Source organism: Uliginosibacterium sangjuense (genome assembly GCF_059132465.1).
On the sequence record NZ_CP101132.1, the window covers coordinates 2,991,506 to 3,012,205 of the forward strand.

Annotated in this window: 10 protein-coding genes; 7 read left to right on the forward strand and 3 right to left on the reverse strand. The window is 69.0% G+C overall.

Annotated elements, in window-relative coordinates:
• Positions 1-33: 33 nt before the first annotated feature.
• From NMB43_RS13860 to NMB43_RS13880, 5 genes are all read left to right on the forward strand, one after another.
• The gene (locus NMB43_RS13860; protein ID WP_494348751.1) at positions 34-1,311 is read left to right on the forward strand and encodes a TRAP transporter large permease; all 1,278 of its coding nucleotides are present in this window, start codon (positions 34-36) and stop codon (positions 1,309-1,311) included.
• A gap of 8 nt (positions 1,312-1,319) precedes the next feature.
• A complete protein-coding gene (locus NMB43_RS13865; RefSeq protein WP_494348752.1) occupies positions 1,320-1,856 on the forward strand; it encodes a TRAP transporter small permease in 537 nt (178 codons plus the stop codon).
• Positions 1,857-1,943: 87 nt separating this feature from the next.
• On the forward strand, positions 1,944-2,696 hold the full coding sequence (locus NMB43_RS13870; protein ID WP_494348753.1) for a FadR/GntR family transcriptional regulator: 753 nt from the start codon (positions 1,944-1,946) through the stop codon (positions 2,694-2,696).
• Between the two features lie 21 nt (positions 2,697-2,717).
• On the forward strand, positions 2,718-4,151 hold the full coding sequence (locus tag NMB43_RS13875) for an NAD-dependent succinate-semialdehyde dehydrogenase (RefSeq protein ID WP_494348754.1): 1,434 nt from the start codon (positions 2,718-2,720) through the stop codon (positions 4,149-4,151).
• Positions 4,152-4,237: 86 nt separating this feature from the next.
• Positions 4,238-6,841, forward strand: a complete 2,604-nt coding sequence (locus NMB43_RS13880) for a diguanylate cyclase (RefSeq protein ID WP_494348755.1) — start codon at positions 4,238-4,240, stop codon at positions 6,839-6,841.
• 6 nt (positions 6,842-6,847) lie between these two features.
• Here NMB43_RS13880 and NMB43_RS13885 read toward each other — a convergent pair whose 3' ends face one another.
• From NMB43_RS13885 to NMB43_RS13895, 3 genes are all read right to left on the reverse strand, one after another.
• The gene (locus NMB43_RS13885) at positions 6,848-9,139 is read right to left on the reverse strand and encodes a 3'-5' exonuclease (RefSeq protein ID WP_494348756.1); all 2,292 of its coding nucleotides are present in this window, start codon (positions 9,137-9,139) and stop codon (positions 6,848-6,850) included.
• Positions 9,140-9,230: 91 nt separating this feature from the next.
• Positions 9,231-12,491 carry a CHASE domain-containing protein gene (locus NMB43_RS13890; protein WP_494348757.1) on the reverse strand — a complete coding sequence of 1,087 codons (3,261 nt, stop codon included), beginning with the start codon at positions 12,489-12,491 and terminating at the stop codon, positions 9,231-9,233.
• The gene (locus NMB43_RS13895; protein ID WP_494348758.1) at positions 12,478-13,440 is read right to left on the reverse strand and encodes a diguanylate cyclase domain-containing protein; all 963 of its coding nucleotides are present in this window, start codon (positions 13,438-13,440) and stop codon (positions 12,478-12,480) included. The genes NMB43_RS13890 and NMB43_RS13895 overlap by 14 nt, the downstream gene beginning before the upstream one ends.
• A 261-nt stretch (positions 13,441-13,701) precedes the next feature.
• Here NMB43_RS13895 and NMB43_RS13900 point away from each other — a divergent pair, with 261 nt between their 5' ends.
• The gene (locus NMB43_RS13900; protein ID WP_494348759.1) at positions 13,702-17,706 is read left to right on the forward strand and encodes a PAS domain-containing protein; all 4,005 of its coding nucleotides are present in this window, start codon (positions 13,702-13,704) and stop codon (positions 17,704-17,706) included.
• 6 nt (positions 17,707-17,712) lie between these two features.
• Positions 17,713-20,601 (forward strand): PAS domain-containing protein, encoded by a 2,889-nt coding sequence (locus NMB43_RS13905; protein ID WP_494348760.1) that lies wholly within the window; start codon positions 17,713-17,715, stop codon positions 20,599-20,601.
• Positions 20,602-20,700: the final 99 nt, after the last annotated feature.

The window sequence follows — 20,700 nt, forward strand, 5'->3', positions numbered from 1 at the left end:
GGCTGCGCGCGCAGCCCCTGGAGACCTCTCACGATGTTGACCCTTGCCATTTTCGGGGTGCTGCTGCTCGCCCTGTTGATCGACCTCCCCATTGCCATCGCGATCGGTCTCACCGCCGTCGTGTTCTTCGTCGGCCTGGGACAAGGGATGTTCCTGGCCATGTTGCCGCAACGCATGTATTCGGGCACCACCGGCTTCACACTGCTGGCCATTCCGTTCTTCATTCTCGCCGGCAACCTGATGAACACCGGCGGCATCACCAACCGCATCTTCCGCTTCGCCAAGGCGCTGGTCGGGCATGTGCCGGGCGGGCTGGGCCAGGTGAGCGTCATCTCTTCGATGATCTTCTCCGGCATGTCGGGCTCGGCCGTGGCCGACGCGGCCGGTCTCGGACAGATCCAGCACAAGGCGATGGTGGATAACGGTTACAAGCCGGTGGTGTCGGCCTCCATCGTGGCCGCGGCCTCGACCATCGGCCCGGTCATCCCGCCTTCGATTCCCTTCGTGCTCTACGGTGCGATCACCGGGGTATCGGTGGCCCAGTTGTTCATGGCCGGCTTTCTGCCGGGTGTGCTGATGGGGCTCGCGATGATGATCGCCATCGCATTGATGGCCAAGCCGCGAGGCTTGCCGCGTTCAACACGCGCGAACTGGCATGAGGTCGTGCTGAGCATCAAGGAGGCCTTCCTGCCCTTGCTCGCCCCGGTGATCATCATCGGCGGCATCCTGTCCGGCTTCTTCACCCCGACCGAAGCGGCCGTGGTGACCACGCTTTATGCGCTCGCCCTTGGCTTCTTCTACCGCGATCTGAAATGGCGTGACCTGCCGGGCATTCTGTTCCTCTCTATCAAGCAGACGACGGGCCTGCTATTCATCATCGCCGCAGCCAACTTCTTCGGCTGGCTGACCATCCACCAGAAGATCCCGGATGCCATCATCATGTCGCTTGCCAGCCTGTCAGCGGGGCCTTCGGATGTGCTGTGGATCATCATCGGCATCGTGCTGGTGCTGGGCTGCTTCCTGGAGGGCAATGCGATCTTCCTGATCACGCTGCCGATCTTCATGCCCATGGCCGCAATGTTCAACATCGACCTGGTCAATCTCGGCGTAGTCATGACCTTGCTGATCATGATCGGCAACCTCACGCCGCCGGTCGGCATGTGCCTGTTTGCCGTCGACAGCTTCGCGCGCGTCGGGGTGTGGCCACTGGCGCGCGAATCCTGGCCTTATCTGGTCTGCATTCTGGCGGTCACGATCCTGATCGCCTTCGTGCCCGACATCGCGCTCTACGTTCCGCGCCATTTCATGTGAGGCTGCTCATGCAAACCTTGTCTTCCCTGTTCGCCGCCTTCGACCGTGGCATCGTTGCCACGCTCAAGTGGCTGTGCATCGTGTTGTTCGCGTTGCTGACCCTGCTGCTCAGCGCCAACATCCTGCTGCGTTTCGTACCGCTGTTCTCGATGCACTGGTTCGACGAGATCCTGGAGCTGATCTACGCCGCCCTGGTGTTCTACGGTGCGGCGGCGGTCTGGGCGAGCGGTGGGCACTTCAGCGTGGGCGACTGGTTATCCGGCCTATTACCGGGCGAACGCGCACGCGCGTTCTATCGCCTACTCGTACAAGCCTTGTGCGTGTTGTTCCTGGGCGTTTTCTGGTGGTACTCCATCCAGCTGGTGATGCGCGCCTCGGAACTGTCCACGGTGTTCCAGATTCCCAAGTCCGTGATGTATGCATGCATGCCGATCTCGTCGGCTATCATGCTGCTCTATGCGTTGCGCGATCTGGCGCGGGAACTGCGCCGGCTGATCACCGGCCGTGCCCATCCGCGCACCATCGACGGCAGTACCGCCCACTGATCCGGCGCTACCAGCCAAACGTCTGCACAGGGGCCTTCAAGGCCCCTTGTGCATTGTCCCAATCCGAGCGTTTGCAGTCGCACAACGATGAACCAGATACATCGCAGTCCGCCGGGCACCCATGGTGAAAGCCTCGCCAGCCAGGTCGCAGACGACCTGCTGGAGAAGATCGACAGCGGCCAGCTCAAGCCGGGCGACCGCCTGCCCACCGAGAAGCAACTGATGGAGGAGTACGGCGTCAGCCGCACGGTGATCCGCGAGGCCACCTCCAGCCTGCGCGCCTCGGGACGCATCATGACGCGCCAGGGCCAGGGCGCCTTCGTGCTGACCACCACGCCGCGCCCCACCTTCGGGGTCGAGTTCGCCGCACCGCGCACCGTCACCGAGGTGGTCAACGCGATGGACATCCGTCTTGGCCTGGAATCCGAGGCGGCAGCCGTCGCCGCACGCCGCCACGACCCGGACAGCATCGCCCACATCCGCACCACCCTGCACGCGCTGGACATCGCGCTGTCCGCCGGCCACGGCTTCCGTACCGTCGATGCCGAGTTCCATATGGCCATCGCGCGTGCCACCGGCAACAACTATTTCGTCGACTTCCTGGGCAAGCTGGTGCAGTTGCTGGCCGGCCGCACGCGCCCGGAACGTAGCGCAGCCAATCCGCTCAACAAGGATCATGTGGACCGGGTGCGCCACGAACACGCCCAGATCTTTGACGCCATCGAACGCGGCGACCCCGAGGCCGCGCGCTCGGCCATGCTGTTGCACATCGCCAACAGCCGCGAACGCATGCGCCTCGCCCTGGAAGCCGCGGCCATCAAGATGCCGGGACCGATGTAAGCACTTTTTGCGAGAGAAACCATGAGTCTGCTGTTCCAGGACGCCTTCATCGCCGGTCGCTGGCAGGCAGGCACCGGGCGTTTCGCCGTGCACAATCCCTCCACCGACGAGCTGATCGCCGAGGTCGCCAACCTCGACGCCCGCCATGTCCCCGACGCCATCGCGGCAGCCCGGCAAGCCCTGCCCGCTTGGCGCGACCGCCCGGCCCGCGAGCGGAGCGCCATCATGCGGCGCTGGTTCGAGTTGATCCTGGACCACCGCGACGAGTTGGCCGCCCTGCTCACCCGCGAACAGGGCAAGCCCTTGGCCGAGGCCCGTGGCGAGGTCGTCTACGGCGCCTCCTTCATCGAATGGTTCGGCGAGGAGGCCAAGCGCGTCTATGGCGACCTGATCCCCTCGCCCAGCACCGACCGCCGCCTGCTGGTGCTGCGCCAGGCCGTCGGTGTCTGTGCAGCGATCACGCCGTGGAACTTCCCGGTGGCGATGATCACCCGCAAGGTCGCACCGGCACTCGCGGCGGGCTGCACGATCCTGATCAAACCGGCCGAACAGACCCCCTTGTGCGCGCTGGCCCTGGCCGAACTGGCGCGCCAGGCCGGCATGCCGGATGGCGTGCTGAACGTGCTGACCGCCGATGGCCCGAACTCGGTGGCGATCGGCAAGGCCTTGTGCGACAGCCCGCTCGTGCGCCACCTCTCCTTCACCGGCTCCACCGAAGTCGGGCGCATCCTGATGGCGCAATGTGCGCCCACGGTGAAGCGCCTGTCGCTGGAACTGGGCGGACACGCGCCCTTCATCGTGTTCGACGATGCCGACCTGGAGGCCGCGGTCGACGGCGCCATCCAGTCCAAGTACCGCAATGCGGGGCAGACCTGCGTGTGCGCCAACCGTTTCATCGTGCAGGCGGGCATCCACGACGAATTCGTCGCTCGCCTGGCTGCGCGTGCCGCTGCGATCAAGCTCGGCGATGGTTTCGCCGAGGGCGTGCAGCAGGGCCCACTGATCGACGACGCCGGCCTGGCCAAGGTACAGCGCCATGTCGCCGATGCACTGCAGCAGGGCGCCCGCCTGGTCACGGGCGGTCACTCGCCAAGCGGCCGCTTCTACGCCCCCACGGTGTTGGCCGGCGTGACGCCGGACATGCTGTGCGCACGCGAGGAGACCTTCGGCCCGGTGTCGCCGGTGCTGCGCTTCACCACCGACGAGGAAGCCGTCGCCCTGGCCAACGCGGGCGAGTATGGCCTGGCCGCCTACTTCTACAGTCGTGACCTGGGGCGGGTGTGGCGGGTGGCCGAGCGCCTGGAGTACGGCATGGTGGGCATCAACACCGGTCTCATCACCAACGAGGTCAGCCCCTTCGGGGGCATCAAGCAGTCCGGCTTCGGGCGCGAGGGCTCGCGCTACGGCATCGACGAGTATGTTGACCTGAAATATCTTTGCGTTTCAGGCATTTGAGATGTGATCTACATCACATGCCGGATTCAAGGCGACGGCCTGCTTGCCGTAAATCCTGCGATGCAGTCCTACCCTGACGGTCTCGCGTGAGCTCGCGCCGCCCCCTCGTCTGGCCGGTGGCCGGCGGTACGGCCGGCGCCCTGATCCTGGCACTTCAAGGCCCGGCCTGGCTGGCGCTCCTGCTCGCGCTGCTGGTGGGCGCCCTGCCGCTGGGCCGCAGCGCGTTCGCCGCCCCCCGCAAGCAACCCGAGTGGCGCATGGCGCGCAGCCTGCTGGAGGCCCTGCCCGACGCCGCTGCCCTGTACGACAGCAGCGGACGCCTGCTGTCCGCCAATCCCCGTTTCGAAGCCTGCCTGGCCGCCCTGGGCCCGGATGCCGCCCCCCCGCAGGATGGCCAGGAACTCACGCTGCATGACCCCGCAGGCAGCCCGCCGCGCAGCTACCGGGTACGCCGCCAGCCCCTGACGCTGCCCGAGCAGGACGGCCTGCACCTGGTAAGCCTGCTGGAACAGTCGGTGGTCAAGGAGCAGGCACACCTCCTGCAATCGGCGCAGGCCCGGCAACAAGCCACCCGGCAGGCGCACGACGCCTTCGTGCAGCGCCTCATCGACGTCATTCCCGAGCCCGTCTACATCAAGGACGAGCATGGCGCCTACATCATGGTGAACGAGGCCTTCGCCCGCCAGCGCGGGCAGGCGCGCGAGGACATCGTGTGGAAGACGGCGCGCGATCTGGCGCCGGATGAGCGCACCGCCGACGTGATCGCCGCCGAGGACGCGCGCGTGCTGGCCGGCGAGCATATCTACAAGGAAGACGTGGCGCCGCACCCCATTACTGGCGCGGCACGCGTGCGCATCGTGTCGAAGAGCCGCTGCATCAACGCCGAGGGGCTGCCGTTGGTGATAGGCGCCAACTTCGACATCACCGAGGAGCGCCAGTCCAAGCGCGCGCTGGCCGAGCGCCTGGAGCAGGAACAGGCGCACCACCAGCGCACGGTGGACTTCATCCAGCGCATCATGAACCTGGTGCCCTTCCCGCTCTATGTGAAGGACGCGCAGAGCCGCTACCTGCTGCTCAACGACGCGATGGAGCGCGACTGTGCGATGCCGCGCGCCCAGCTCATCGGCAGCACGGGCATGGCACCCAACACGCCCGCCGCAGAGCTGTACCGCGTGTTCGAGGAAGACGGCGCGGTACTGGGCGGCCTGCGGGTCTACCGCGAGGAACATGGCATCCACCCCCTGACGGGGCGCGCCTACTGGCGCATCCTGTCCAAGGACATGGGACTGGACCAGGACGGCAACCAGGTCATCGTCGGTGCCCATATCGACCTCACCGAACTGCGCCGCGCCGAACAGGACGCGCGCCAGGCCCTGGCGCGCGAAGTCCAGTTGCGCACGCGCACACAGGAGTTCCTGCAGCGCCTGATCGACATCATTCCCGACCCGGTCTACATCAAGAAGGCGGGCGGGCGCTATGTGATGGTGAACCACGCCTTCGCCGCCTGGCACGGACTGAGCGTCAACGAAGTGCTGACCCAGGAAGGCCCGCTGCCGGGTTCACCGGAACACACCAATGCGCTGTCAGTGGCGGAGGACGCCCGTGTGCTGGCCGGCGAAGAGATCCACAAGGAAGAGCATGGCCATAACCGGCGCAACGGTGAGGAGGTGTTCCGCATCGTGACCAAGCGCCCCAGCATCTACTTCGACGGCGAGCCGGTGGTGGTGGGCATCGACCACCACATCACGCGCTGGCGCCTGGCCGAACGCGATTCGCAGGCCGCCCTGGCGCGCGAGGTGGCCCTGCGCCAGCGCACCCTGGACTTCCTGGCGCGCCTGATCGACGTGATTCCCGACCCCTTCTACATCAAGAAGGCGGGCGGTCGCTACGTGATGGTGAACCGCGCCTTCGCCAATTACTACGGGCTGACCCAGGACGAAATCATCCACAGCGAGGGCCCCATGCCGAACTCGCCGGACGAGGCCAACCGGCGCTCGATCAGCGAGGACGAGCACGTCCTGGCCACTGGCGAGGAGCTGAGCTTCGAGGAGCACACGATGCGCCGCCTCACCGGCGAGGAAGTGTTCCGCATCATCACCAAACAGCGCAGCGTCTACCTCGATGGCGAACCGGTGGTGGTGGGCTTCCATCACCACGTCACCCGCTGGCGCCAGGTCGAGCGCGAACTGACCCGCCTGGCCACCGAGGACACCCTGACCAGCATCGCCAACCGCCGCCGCTTCACCGAAGAAGCCACACGCCAGCTCGCCCTCACCTTGCGCAGCCAGCAAGCCTTGTCGCTGCTGATCTTCGATCTCGACCACTTCAAGCGGATCAACGATAACCATGGCCACCAGGCGGGCGATGCCGTGCTGGTCGAGACGGTGCGACGCGCCCTGCAGGTGCTGCGCCAGAGCGACCTGGCGGGACGCTGGGGAGGCGAGGAGTTCGTCGTGCTGCTGCCTGGTTCGGCGCTACAGGATGCCCTGAGCGTCGCCGAACGCCTGCGTGAGTTGGTCGCCGCCAGCCCGATGCATCACGACGAGCTGCAGATCGCGGTCACCCTCAGCGGCGGCGTCGCCCAGCTCCAGCCGCAGGAGACCCTGGAGCACCTGGTGGCGCGCGCCGACAAGGCCCTCTATCGCGCCAAGCAGGAGGGCCGCAACCGCATCGTCACGGCGACGGACTGACGCCGTTCAGGCCGCGGCCAGGCCCGAGTTGATCGCCAGTTGCAGCACCAGCCATTTCATGCCGCTGGCGCCGAAATTGACCTGGACGCGCGCGTCCGCTCCGCTGCCCTCGGCCGACACGATGACCCCCTGGCCGAACCTGGGATGCTGCACCGCCTGGCCGATACGAAAGCCCAGCAAGTCGCGGCTGGGCTGGCGCGGCGTGTTGTCCGCCACGCGTCCCCCGCCCGCCAAGCCCCCGTTGCCACGCGAGGGCGTGTAGTGCTGGCCGAAGCCCTGCTGCACGCGCGGGGTGAGCCACTTGAGCAGGTGCTCGGGAATCTCGTCGAAGAAGCGTGACTTGATGGCAAAACGCGTCTGCCCGTGCAGCATGCGGCTCTGCGCCAGCGACAGATAGAGCCGCTTGCGCGCGCGGGTGACCGCCACGTACATCAGGCGCCGTTCTTCCTCCAGGCCCTCGATCTCGGTGATCGAGTTCTCGTGCGGGAACAGGCCGTCCTCCAGCCCGGTGATGAAGACCACGTCGAACTCCAGGCCCTTGGCCGAGTGCACCGTCATCAACTGCACCGCATCCTGGCCCGCCTCGGCCTGGTGCTCGCCGGCCTCCAGCGAGGCATGGGCGAGGAAGCGCGACAGCGGGTCGCCGGCGACGGGCTCCTCGCCCTCGGCCGGTGGCTGGCCGTCCTCGGCCATGAAGTTGGCCGCCGCGTTGATCAGTTCGTCCAGGTTGGCCAGGCGCTCCTCGCCTTCGCGCTCGGCCCTGTAGTGCGCGCGCAGGCCGGAGTGGTCGAGGATGTGATCCACCACCTCGGGCAGCGGCAGATCCCGGGTGTCGCGCCGCATGTCCTCGATCAGGCGGATGAAGGCGCCGATGGCCGCCGCCGGCTTGCCGGACAGGTGCGACACCGTGGCATAGAGGCTGCCGTTGTAGGTGCGTGCCGCGTCCTGCAACTGCTCCAGCGAGCGCGCGCCAATGCCGCGCGTGGGGAAATTGACCACGCGCACGAATGCGGTGTCGTCGTCCGGGTTGGCCAACAGGCGCAGGTAGGCCAGCGCATGCTTGATCTCCTGCCGCTCGAAGAAGCGCAGCCCGCCATACACGCGGTAGGGCACACCGGTGGAGAAGAGCTGATGCTCGATAACGCGCGACTGCGCGTTGCTGCGGTAGAGCACCGCGATGTCGCTGCGCGCCTCGCCCTCGCGCACCAGTTGCTGGATCTCCTCGACCAGCCAGCGCGCTTCGTCCAGATCGGCCGGCGCCTCGTAGACGCGGATCGGCTCGCCGCTGCCCTGGTCGGTCCACAGGTTCTTGCCCAGGCGCTTCGAGTTGTTGGCGATCAGCGCGTTGGCCGCATCGAGAATGTTGCCGTGCGAGCGGTAGTTCTGCTCCAGGCGGATCACGTTGGCGACCTTGAACTCGCGCTCGAAGTCGAGCATGTTGCCCACCTCCGCGCCGCGGAAGGCGTAGATGCTCTGGTCATCGTCACCGACGGCGAACACGGCGGCCAGGCTGGGCTGCGCTCCCCGCCCGCCGAGAACCGATGCATCGCTCTCTGCCGTTCCGGGGAGAGGGGATGACTGGGCCGCGCCCCAGCCGGCCATCAACTTGATCCAGCGGTACTGCAGGCGGTTGGTGTCCTGGAACTCATCGACCAGGATCTGGCGGAAGCGCATCTGGTAGTGACGGCGCAGCGGCTCGTTGCGCTCCATCACCTCGTAGGCACGCAGCAGCAGCTCGGGGAAATCGACCACGCCCTCGCGCTGGCACTGGTCGTCGTATTCCTTGTACAGCTCGACGCGGCGGCGGGTGAAATCGTCCCAGGCCTCGACCTCATGCGGGCGCAGTCCGGACTCCTTGGCGCCGTTGATGAAATGCTGCAGCTCGCGCGGCGGGAATTTCTCGTCATCGACATTGAGCGCCTTGAGCAGGCGCTTGATGGCCGCCAACTGGTCGCTGCTGTCGAGGATCTGGAAGGTCTGCGGCAGGGCCGCCTCGCGGAAATGGGCACGCAGGAAGCGGTTGCACAGGCCGTGGAAGGTGCCGATCCACATGCCGCGCGTGTTGATCGGCAGCATCGCGGCCAGACGCGTGAGCATCTCCTTGGCCGCCTTGTTGGTGAAGGTCACGGCCAGGATGCCGGCCGGGCTGACCTGCCCGGTCTGCAGCAGCCAGGCGATGCGCGTGGTCAGTACCCGCGTCTTGCCCGAGCCGGCGCCGGCCAGGATCAGCGCAGACTGGGCCGGCAGGGTGACGGCGGCGAGTTGTTCGGGGTTCAGCTTGTCGAGCAGGCGGGACATGGAAGCGGACGGCGTGGCGGAGGCAAGGGCGCAATTCTACCCGCCCGCCACGCCCGGCCCCGCTGCGGCATGCGCAGGCCGTGGCGCCGGCTCAGGCCAGGGCGTAGCCGTCCAGCAGGCGCAGCGCGCGGTCGAAGTCCAGCATCTCGATCGCGTCGGCCAGTTCGCGGCTGGCCGCCTCGCCGATCTGGGCGCGCAGGCCCGGGCACAGCTCGGCGAACAGCTCGATGGCCTGGAAATCGTTGGCCCGCAGGGCGGCGACGAGCGCCGGCAGGGTGGCACCGCCCGCCCCCCCGGTGGCCTGCCCGGGCGCGGCGAGCGGCGCCTCCTGCGCCACGGGCTCGCCCGCGGCCAGGGCCTGCATGATCAGCGGGATCAGGCGTGCCAGCTCGCGCCCGATCTCGTCCAGCCCCTGCTGCGCTTGGGGCAAGTCATCGCGCAGCAGACTCTCCTCGGTCTCGCGCGCGCAGCGCGCCAGGAAGATGGCGCCGATATTGGCGGCCGTCGACTTCAGGGAGTGCAGGTGACGCACCGCCGCCCGCCGGTCGCCCTGCGTCAGGCAGGCGCGCACGCGCTCGACCAGCCGCGCCTCCTCGCGCGCGAACAGACCCAGCACCTCGCGGTAGAGCGCTTGCTTGTTGCCCAGGCGCAGCAAGGCCTCGGCCGGATCCAGGCCGTCGATCGGCGGCACGGGCAGGGCCGGGTCCGGCGGACGTGGCGCCACGGCGGGCGCCGGGGGTTCGGCCACGAAGCCGGCGCGCTGCGCGTAGCGGCCCAGCACGGCGAACAGGCGGGCGGCATCGAGCGGCTTGGCGACGAAATCGTCCATGCCCGCGTCCAGCGCAGCCTGGCGCTGTGCCGGCATGACCCCGGCGCTGAGGCCGATCACCGGCAGGTTCAGGCCCAGCTCCTGGCGGATCAGGCGGGTCGCCTGCAGGCCATCCATGTGCGGCATCTGCACGTCCATCAGGACAAGGTGGAAGTGCGCGGGCTGGCGCCGCAGGCAGGCCAGCGCCTGGGCGCCGTCCCCGGCCAGCTCGATCACGACGCCGGCGTCCTCCAGCAGGCGGCGCGCCACCAACTGGTTGGTCCGGTTGTCCTCCACCAGCAGCACGCGCAGGCCACTCAGCGCATAGAAACCGCCGGCCTGCGGCTCGCTTTCCGGCGCCACGCCCTGGCCCGCCTCCGCCTGCCGCAGCGGGATGCTGAACCAGAACTCGCTGCCCTGCCCGGCCACGCTGGCGACGCCGATCTCGCCCCCCATCAGGCCGACCAGGCGCTTGGAGATGGCCAGGCCAAGGCCGCTGCCGCCAAAGCGGCGGGTCGCCGAGCTGTCGGCCTGGGTGAAGGGGGCGAACAACTGCGCCATCTGCTCCGGCGTCATGCCGATGCCGGTGTCGCGCACGCGGAACACCAGCATGCCGGCCTGCTCGCCCTGACCCGGCACGACCCGCAGGCTGATCTCGCCCTGCTCGGTGAACTTGACCGCGTTGCCCATCAGGTTGGCGAGCACCTGCTGGATGCGCCGGGCGTCGCCCTCGATCAGGGCCGGCACCGCGGGGTCGATGTCCACGCGCAACGCCAGGCCCTTCTGGCGCAGGCTCACCAGCAGCAGGTCTTCGACGCGGCGGATCGGGTCGGCGACGCGCAGGGCGGCGTGGGCGATCTCCAGCTGCCCGGCCTCGATGCGCGACAGGTCCAGGATGTCGTTGAGCAGGCCCAGCAGCGAGCTGCCGGCCGAATGCAGGGTGCGCAGGTAGTCCTGCTGGCGGGCGTCGAGCGCGGTGTAGCCGAGCAACTGGGCCATGCCCAGCACGGCATTGAGCGGGGTGCGCAGCTCGTGGCTCATGTTGGCCAGGAAGGCGCTCTTGGCCTCGTTGGCGGCCTCGGCGCGCGTCTTGGCCTCGGCCAGCTCCTGCTCGTGCAGCTGGCGCTGGCTCACGTCGGTCACCAGGGCCAGCACCAAGGTCCCGTCACCGGCCTGCAAGGGGGCCAGGGCGATCTCCAGCGGCACCACGCCGCCATCGCGCCGCAGGCCGGACAGGTAGCGCCCGCGCCCCATCATGCGGGCCGCCGGCCGCATCATGAAGGCGGCACGATCGGCCGCGTGCGCTGCACGTGCGGCGGCCGGCACCAGTGCGTCGACCGGCAGACCGCGCAGGCTGGCCTCGGGGTAGCCGAAGATGTCGGCCAACTGATGGTTGGCGAACAGGATGCGGCCCTGTGCGTCGGCGATCAACATGCCCGAGGGCATGGTCTCGACGACGCGCCGGAAGCGTTCCTCGCTGCTGCGCAACTCGGCCGTCATCTCGGTGGCGCGCACCTCGACCCGCTGCGCCTGACGCGCGCGCTGCAGCAGCAGAGCCATCAGCAGGGCGCACTGGACCAGGCCGCCGGCCAGCACGGTCAGCGGCAGCGAACTGGAGGTGGCGGCCATGAAGGCCGGCGTTGCATGCGCGCGCATCAGCCAGCGGCGGCCCGACAGGGGCAGCTCGATCTCCTCCACCAGGCGGCTGGCCGCCTGGGGCGGCAGCTCCGAGTGCAGCAGCACGCGCGGGCCGCCGGGCTCCAGGTCGTAGACCTCCAGCAGCAGGTAGCGCGCCCGCTCGCCCAGCACCCCCTGCATCAGTTCGCCGATGCGGAAAGCAGCGAACACGAAGCCGACCAGCGCCTGGTGACGCGCGGCCGGGGTGTCGAGCGGCGCACCATGGCGGAACTGCGGCTGATACAGCACGCAGCCGGCCGGCGCGCTTTCGTCGATCTCGCTGGCCAGGCGCACCCGCCCGGTCAGCGTCGCCTCGCCCAGCGCCTCCGCGCGCCGCAGGGCGGCCTGGCGAACCGGCTCGGACGCGATGTCGTAGCCGAGCACCCGCGTGTTGGGCAGCGAGGCCGGCTCGATCATGGTGACCGCTGCGTAGCGCGCACGCGGGCCCGGCGGCCAGATTTCGAAGCGCGGGTAACCCTCGGCACGGATGGCGGCCTCCAGTTGCGCCCGCCCGGCCTCGCCGACGATCTCGGCGAAGCCCATGCCCTGCACCCCGGGGTAGCGCCGCGCCAGCTCCAGGCGGTCGACGTATTCCTTCCATTCGGCGCGCGACACGTATTGCGAGGCCTGGACGAAGCCGCCACCGCCGCGCAGCACCTGGGCATAGTCGGCCATGCGGCGGCCCATCGCCTCGGCCGCCGCCTCCGCCTCGTGGCGGAAGGCCTGACGCTGGCGCAGCTCGACGTGGTGGCGGGCCAGTCCCCAGCCCGCCAGGGTCAGCCCGAGGCCGGCCAGCAGGATGACCAGCGCGGCGCGCTCGCGGGCCAGCAAGCGCAGCGCCTCGCGGGCGGATTCAAGGCTGCGCATGGGCCGCTTCGTCGTCTGTCGCCGCATCCAGGCACACCGCGCGGTCCCGCCCCTGCGCCTTGGCGCTGTAGAGCGCGCGATCGGCGGCGCGGATCAGCGACGCCGGCGCGGTGAGCGCGGCCGCGGCGGCGGCAATGCCCACGCTGATCGTCACGATGTCACACACGCTGCTGGCGGCGTGGGGGATGCGCAGCTCACGCACACACTCGCACAGCATGCTGGCGAAGTGCGCGATGCCCGTCGGCTCGGTGCCGGGCAGGATCAGCGCGAACTCCTCTCCGCCGTAACGCGCCAGCATGTCGCCAGGGCGGCGCGCGGCGCGCGCGATGGCCTGGGCGACCAGGCGCAGGCAGTCGTCGCCCTGCAGGTGGCCGTAGTGGTCGTTGTAGGCCTTGAAGCAGTCGATATCGACCATGGCCAACGCCAGGCTGCCGGCCAGGCGGCGCTGGCGGCGCACCTCCTGCGCGATGCGTTCGTCGAAGCTGCGCCGGTTGAAGGCGCCGGTCAGGCCGTCGCGTGCGGCCAGCTCGCGCAGCAGGTCGGTCTGCAGCTTGAGGGTCAGGTGGGTGCGCACGCGGGCACGCACGATGGGCTCGTTGATCGGCTTGGAGATGAAGTCGACCGCCCCCGCCTCCAGCCCCAGCAGCTCGTGTTCGACGTCGGTATGGGCGGTGACGAAGATGATCGGCGTGTCGCGCAGCTCGGCCACCTCCTGGAAGCGCCGGCACACCTCATAGCCATCCATGCCGGGCATCTCCACGTCCAGCAGCACGATGTGCGGGCGCAATTCGAGCGCCATGGCGAGGGCGGCGTCACCACTGGTGGCAAAATGCACATGTCCGAGATCCCGCAGAAACTGGGCCAGCAGGCGCACGCTCATCGGTGAATCGTCGACGATGAGGATGCGCGAGGCGGCGGCCAGATCTGCGGAAATGAGATTCGAGAGCATGGCGGCAAGGAAGGCGGGGTGGGAAGGATGCCGGCAATGGCCGCAGGGCCCGCTGGCGCCAAGCCGGGCCCCGGGGCAGGCTGACCACCGGATTAGCGGCCGGCAGCGGCGTTTCTTGATGGTCGCGAGCCCTTCCGCCCCCCTCCGCGCCTCTTCCGCCCCCCTTCCGCCCCTCACGGTTGCCCCCGCTCCCATCAGCTCAAGAAAGCAGCGCAGCATGTCGTTGTCCATGAATCCCATGCTCCGTCCCCGCCCTTGCCGATGACGCCGCTCCTCCGCCTACTGGTCCGCCACCCGGTCGCCATCAGCCTGGCGGCGAGCGTGCTTGTGTTGGCCGCGGCCTGGGCCGGCGGGGTGTCGCCGTGGCTCGCCGGTCTGTGCACGCCCCTGTTGCCCATGCTGGGCTGGGCCGCCTGCCGGCGTGACGCGGCGGGCCTGGACCAGCGCCTTGCCGGGCTGGTCGACAGCGCCCCCTGCGCCGCCCTGCTGCAGGCCGCGGACGGCCGCATCCTGCTCGCCAATCGTCACTGCGAGGCCTTGTTCGGCCTGGATGCCGCACTCGGCCCGGGCACTCCTGCCGCCGCCCTGCCGACCCCCTGGAACACCTGGCTCAGCTCCCCCGACGCGGCCCGGGCGGGCCTGCCGCTGGTGGTCAATGGCCAGGCCTGCCGCCTGCTGCTGCTCGACCGCGGCCTGGAGCCGGGTGCGCCCGGCGCCGACGACCCGCCACTGTCCTATCGCACGCACCGCATCCTGCAGCAGATCCTCGACGTGATCCCTCACCCGGTTTATCTCAAGGATCGCCAGGGGCACTACGTGCTGGTCAACGAGGCCTTCGCGCGCGAGCGCAACCTCAGCGTCGCGCGCATCCAGGGTCAGGACGCACCGGCCCTGGGCTTCACCAACCCGGCCCTTATCCAGGCCGAGGATGCGGCCGTGCTGGCCGGGGGCGAAGTGAGCAAGGAGGAGACGGCACTCCACCCCGGCGACGGCAGCACGGTCTACCGCACGGTCTCCAAGCGCCGCTCGCTGGGCGAGCACGGCGTACCCATCATCGTCGGCGCCCATTTCGACGTGACCCCGTGGCGCCGCGCCGAGGCGCAGTTGCTGGCCGAGCACGACCGCCAGAAGGCGCTGCGCGAGCGCACCCAGACCTTCATCCAGCGCCTGATCGACGTGATTCCCGATCCGGTGTACGTGAAGGACCGCCACAGCCGTTTCCTGCTGGTGAACAAGGCCTTCGGCCGCGAGCGCGGCCTGCCGGCGGAGGAGATCGTGGGCAAGACCTCGTTCGACCTCGCCCCCGATGCGGACACCAGCGAGATCGTGCGCCAGGAGGACGAGGCGGTGCTGGGCGGCGGCGAGGTCAGCAAGGAGCAGCACACGACGCACCCGGTCAGCGGCGCCGAGGTGTTCCGCATCGTCTCCAAGCGCCTGTGCCGCGACGTCGACAACGAGCCGGTGATCGTCGGCGCGCACTTCGATCTGACGCGCTGGAAGATCGCCGAGCGCGAGCTGACCGAGGCGATGACGCGCGAACGTTCGCAGCGCCTGCGCGTGCAGGCCTTCATGCAGCGCATGATCGACGTGATCCCGCAGCCGATGTATCTGAAGGACGCGCACAGCCGTTACATCATGATCAACGAGGCCTTCGCGCGCTTCCTGCAGATGGCGCCGGAGCAGATCATCGGCCGCGGGGCGGAAGCCTGGGCCTCGGCCGAGCAGGCCGCCGAGTCCGCCGCCGAGGACCGCCGCATTCTCGCCGGCGAGCATATCTACAAGGAGGAGCGGCGCCCTCATCCGCAGACAGGGCAGGACATGTACCGCATCGTCACCAAGCGGGCCTGCCTCGATGCCGACAACCAGCCTGTGATCGTGGGCGCCAACTTCGACATCACGGAGTGGCGCGTCGCGGAGCACGACCTCAAGCTGACGATCGCCCGCGAGCGCGATCTGCGCGAACGGGTGCAGGACTACATCCAGCGCCTGATCGACGTGATCCCGCAGCCGGTGTACGTGAAGGATGCGCAGAGCCGCTACCTGCTGGTCAACAAGGCCATGGCGGCCGAGATCGGGCGCCCGGTGGCGGAGCTGATCGGCCGCAACCCGCTCGACCTGGGGGCCAGCCAGGACTACACCGAACTGGTGATGGACGAAGACGCACGCATCGTCGGCGGCGAGTTGGTCTACAAGGAAGAACACATCCGCCACCCCTACCGTGGGCAGGAGAGCTTCCGCATCATCTCCAAGGGCAGTTGCCTGGACGCCAACGGGCAGCCGGTCATCGTCGGCGCCAACTTCGACATCACCGCGCTGCGCCAGGCCGAGCGCCAGGCGCGCGACGCCCTGGCCGCGCAGTCGCATGTGCGCGACTTCCTGCAGTCCCTGATCGGCGCCCTGCCGACGCCGCTGTACGTGGAGGACGAGCGCGGCAAGCTGCTGATCGTCAATCGCGCTTTCCGCCAGCTCATCGGCGAGCTGCGGCGCGAACTGATCGGCACCGCCACCATCGAGTACGGCCCCGACGGCCTGCGCCGGACCCTGGCCTACTGCCACACACAGGCCATGGGGCTGGAGGAAGGCCATGTGTTCGAAACCGAGTTCCACTTCGACGGCGAGGGCGGGGCGCGCCACTACCTGCTGCGCGCAGTGACCGGGCTCGGCGTGGAGGGTCAGCCGGTGGTGGTGGGCATCCTGTCCGACGTGAGCACGCAGCGCGAAGCCGAGGCGCGCTGGGCTCTGGCCAAGGAGGAGGCGGAGCGCGCCTCCAAGGCCAAGTCCCTGTTCCTCGCCAGCATGAGCCACGAGATCCGCACCCCGCTGGCCGGCGTGATCGGCACCCTGGACATCGCCTTGCGTCGCGAAGACATGCCGGGCGCCGCGCGCGAGCTGGTGGACAACGGGCTCGCCAATGCGCGCTCGCTGCTCTCCATCATCAACGACATCCTCGACTTCTCGAAGATCGAGGCCGGCCAGCTCACGCTGGAGCACATCAACTTCGACCTGCGCACGGTGGCGGTCGAGAGCCTGCGCATCCTGCAGGGCAATGCCAAGGCGCGCAGCCTGCGCCTGATCATCGACATCGACCCGGCGCTGCCCCCCTGGTTCAAGGGTGACCCGACGCGCATCCGCCAGATCCTCATCAACCTGGTGGGCAATGCGCTCAAGTTCACCCAGCGTGGCAGCGTGGCCTTGCGTGCCACCCTGCTCGACGGCGATGGCGCGCGCTGCCGGGTGCGCTTGCGCGTCGAGGACACCGGCATCGGCATCCCGGCCGAGGCGCTGCCGCGCCTGTTCGGCAAGTTCCAGCAGGCCGACAGCTCGACCACCCGCAAGTACGGTGGCACCGGCCTGGGGCTGGCCATCTGCCGCGAACTGGTGGAGGCCATGGGCGGCGAGATCGGCGTCACCAGCAAGCTGGGCGTGGGCAGCACCTTCGAGTTCGTGCTGCCGCTGGAACGCGGCGAAGCCCCGGCCGACGACGACGACCGCCCCCTGCCCCCGCATGCGCGCAGCCTGCACATCCTGTGCGCCGAGGACTACGGCACCAACCAGATCATCATCCGTGCCCTGCTGGAAGACATGGGCCACCAGGTCTGCATGGTCGGCACCGGCCTCGAAGCCCTGCAGGCCCTGGCCCGCGAGCGCTTCGACCTGGTGCTGATGGACGGGCGCATGCCCGAAATGGATGGGCTGGACGCGGTGCGTTGCATCCGCCAGGGCGGCCACGAGGCGATCCGCGTGCGCGACCCGGGTATACCGGTGGTGGCGCTGACCGCCAACGCCAGCACCGAGGACCGTGCCGAATACCTGGCAGCCGGCATGGACGACTTCCTCACCAAGCCAGTGGAGCTGCGCCAGCTCCACACCACCCTCGCTCGGGTGATCGCCGGCCACTACGGCAAAGCCCCCTCGTCGGCCCTGGCCGCACCGCCGCCCGCTGCCAGCGTCCCGCCCCGCCCCGAGGGCATCTCGCCGGCACTGCACGGGCGCCTGCTCAAGCTGTTCGCCACCCAGTTGCCGCAACGCCTGCAGGAACTGGAAGAAGCCCTCACCGGCCACGACATGCCGCAGCTCTCGCGCCTCGCCCATGGCCTGCGCGGCAGCGCCAGCATGCTCGGCGCCCAGGCCCTGTCGGACGCTGCCGGCGCGGTCGAGGACGCGGTGCGCCAGGGCCGCCACGACGACGCGCTGGAGGCGAGTACCGCCCTGCGCGCAGCCATGGCCGACACCTGTTCCCAGTTATCGGCCCTCACTCCGGAGTAGTCCCGCGTGCTTCCCTCGCCGTCCCGCCCCACCCTGCCTCGTCGCCTCACCCATGCGCTGCTGGCACTGCTGCTGCCGCAGCTCCTGCTGCCCGGCCTCGGGCTCGCGCTGGGCCTGCCCCTGTCGCTACCGCTGTTCCTGCTGGGAACGCTCGCCGGCCTGGGCTCGCTCTACCAGGCCCTGCGTGCGCAGGCACTGCAACATCGCCTGCAGGAGACGCACAAGTTCGTGCAGCGCCTGATCGACGTGATCCCCGAGCCGATCTACCTGAAGGACGCACAGTCCCACTTCATCATGGTCAATGAGGCCTTCCTCGCCGAGCGCCAGCGCCCGGCCAGCGAGGTGCTGGGCCACAGCTCCAGCGACCTCGCGCCGAGCAGCCAGATCGCCGGCATGGTGCTGGACGAGGACCGCCAGATCATCGAAGAGGGCAAGGCGGTGTTCAAGGAGTACCACGCGCGCGCCCCCCTCACCGGCGAGGAGCGCATCCGCCTCGTCTACAAGCGTCCCTGCCTGGATGCCGAGGGCCGGCCCATCGTGGTCGGCGCCCACTTCGACATCACCGATCTGCGCCAGGCCGAGCGCGAGCTGAAGGCCGCGGTGGAACGCGAGCGCGCCCGCCACGAGCGGGTGCAGAACTTCGTGCAGCGCCTCATCGACGTGATCCCCGACCCGGTCTACGTGAAGGACCGCAACAGTTGCTACCAGATGGTCAACGTAGCCTTCGCGCGCGAGCGCGGGCTGGACCAACGCAAGATGATCGGCATGAGTTCGCTCGCGCTCGCCCCCGACGACGCCACGCGGGAATTCGTCGCCCGCGAGGACCGCGACGTGCTGGCCGGCCGCGGCGAGGTGCACAAGGAGCAGCACACCACCCACCCGGTCAGCGGCGCCGAGGTGTTCCGCGTGGTGACCAAACGGCTCAGCGAGGACCAGGACGGCAACCCGGTGATCGTCGGCGCTCACTTCGACCTCACCAAGTGGAAGCTGGCCGAACGCGAGCTGGAACGCAGCCTGCTGCGTGAGCGGGCCCAGCGCGAGCGCGTGGCCGCCTTCACACAGCGCCTGATCGACGTGATTCCGCAGCCGGTGTACGTGAAGGACGCCGACAGCCGTTACCTGATGGTCAACGAGGCCCTGGTGCGTGAACGCAAGCTGCCGGCCTCCGCCCTGATCGGGCGCAGCCCGAAGGACCTGGCGCGCCAGCCCGAGCATGCGGCCCAGGTCATGGCCGAGGACCGCGCCGTGCTGGCCGGCCACCCGGTGCTCAAGGAGGAACGCACGCTGCACCCGGTCACCGGCGAAGACATCTACCGCCTCGTCTCCAAGGGCAGTTGCCCCGATGCCGACGGGCAGCCGGTCGTGGTCGGCTGCAACTTCAACATCACCGAGTGGCGCCAGGCCGAGGCGCGCCTGCAGGTAGCCAAGGAGGCGGCCGAGCGCGCCAGCGCCGCGAAGTCCCTGTTCCTCGCCAGCATGAGCCATGAGATCCGCACGCCGCTGTCGGGGGTGATCGGCACCCTGCGCATCGCGCTGCGCGACGAGGCACTGCAGAGCGATACGCGCGACACGCTGGAGACCAGTCTGAGCAACGCCGAATCGCTGCTGGGCATCATCAACGACATCCTCGACTTCTCGAAGATCGAGGCCGGCCAGTTGCAGCTCGAACACATCGACTTCGAACTGGAAACGCTGGTGCGCGACAGCCTCAGCCCCTTCCGTGAGCACGCGGAAAGCCGCGACCTGCGCTTCGAGCTTAGCTTCGACCCCACGCTGCCACGCTACCTGCGCGGCGACCCCACGCGGCTACGCCAGATCCTCATCAACCTGGTCGGCAACGCGGTCAAGTTCACCGAGCGCGGCGCCATCGCGGTGAGCCTGCGCCACGCCGGTGGCGGCGCCGGCGAGCACCGCATCGCCGTGCGCGTGCAGGACAGCGGCATCGGCATCGACCCGGAGGCCCTGCCGCGCCTGTTCCAGAAATTCCAGCAGGCCGACCTGTCGACCACCCGCCGCTTCGGCGGCACCGGCCTGGGCCTGGCGATCTGCCGCCAGCTTATCGAGGCCATGGGCGGCCAGATCCAGGTGGAGAGCACGCCCGGCGTGGGCAGCGTGTTCAGCTTCGACCTGCTGCTGGAGGCTGGCGAGGCCGTACCGCTGGACGACGGCGCGCCGCTGCCACCGCAATCGCGCGCGCTGCACATCCTGGTGGCCGAGGACGTGGCGGTGAACCAGTTGATAATCAAGGCCCAGCTCGGCACCCTGGGCCATACGGTAAGCATCGTGCCGACCGGCCTGGCGGCGATCCAGGCCCTGGCCGAGCACGACTACGACCTGGTGCTCATGGACGGACGCATGCCCGAGATGGATGGTGCCGACGCCACCCGCGCGATCCGCCGCGGCGGCTGGCAGCAGTGGCGCGTACGCAATCCGCAGATCCACATCGTGGCGCTGACCGCCAATGCCAGCAAGGAAGACCGCGACCTCTACCTGGCTGCAGGCATGAACGACTACCTCAGCAAGCCGGTCAGCGAGAAGCAGTTGCACGCCGCGATCGAGCGCGCCATCCACGCACGCGACCTGCCGGGGCAGGCGCCGCTGGCGCCGTCGCGCCACGACGCCGCCCTCGTGCAACGCGTGATGGACGTATTCGTCGGCACCCTGCCCGACTGCCTGGCCGACATCGAGCACGCCCTTGAACGACACAAGACGGACGCGCTCGCGCGCCTGTTCCACACCCTGCACGGCAGCGCCAGCGTGGTCGGCCTGGACGACCTCACCCAGCTTGCCGCCGAGCTTGAGCTGGCCGCTCAGGCCGGCCACCTGGCGCGCATCCGCCAGGAGTATCCGCGCCTGCGCGACGCGCTGCGCACACTCACCCTGTGCTTTGCTTGAGCGTGCCTGCCGCCTGACCGTCCCCACGCACCATCAGGCGGCACAAGGAAATCCGGGAAAAAAGGCGGGATTAGGCTGGGCCACCCCACAACCTGCCCC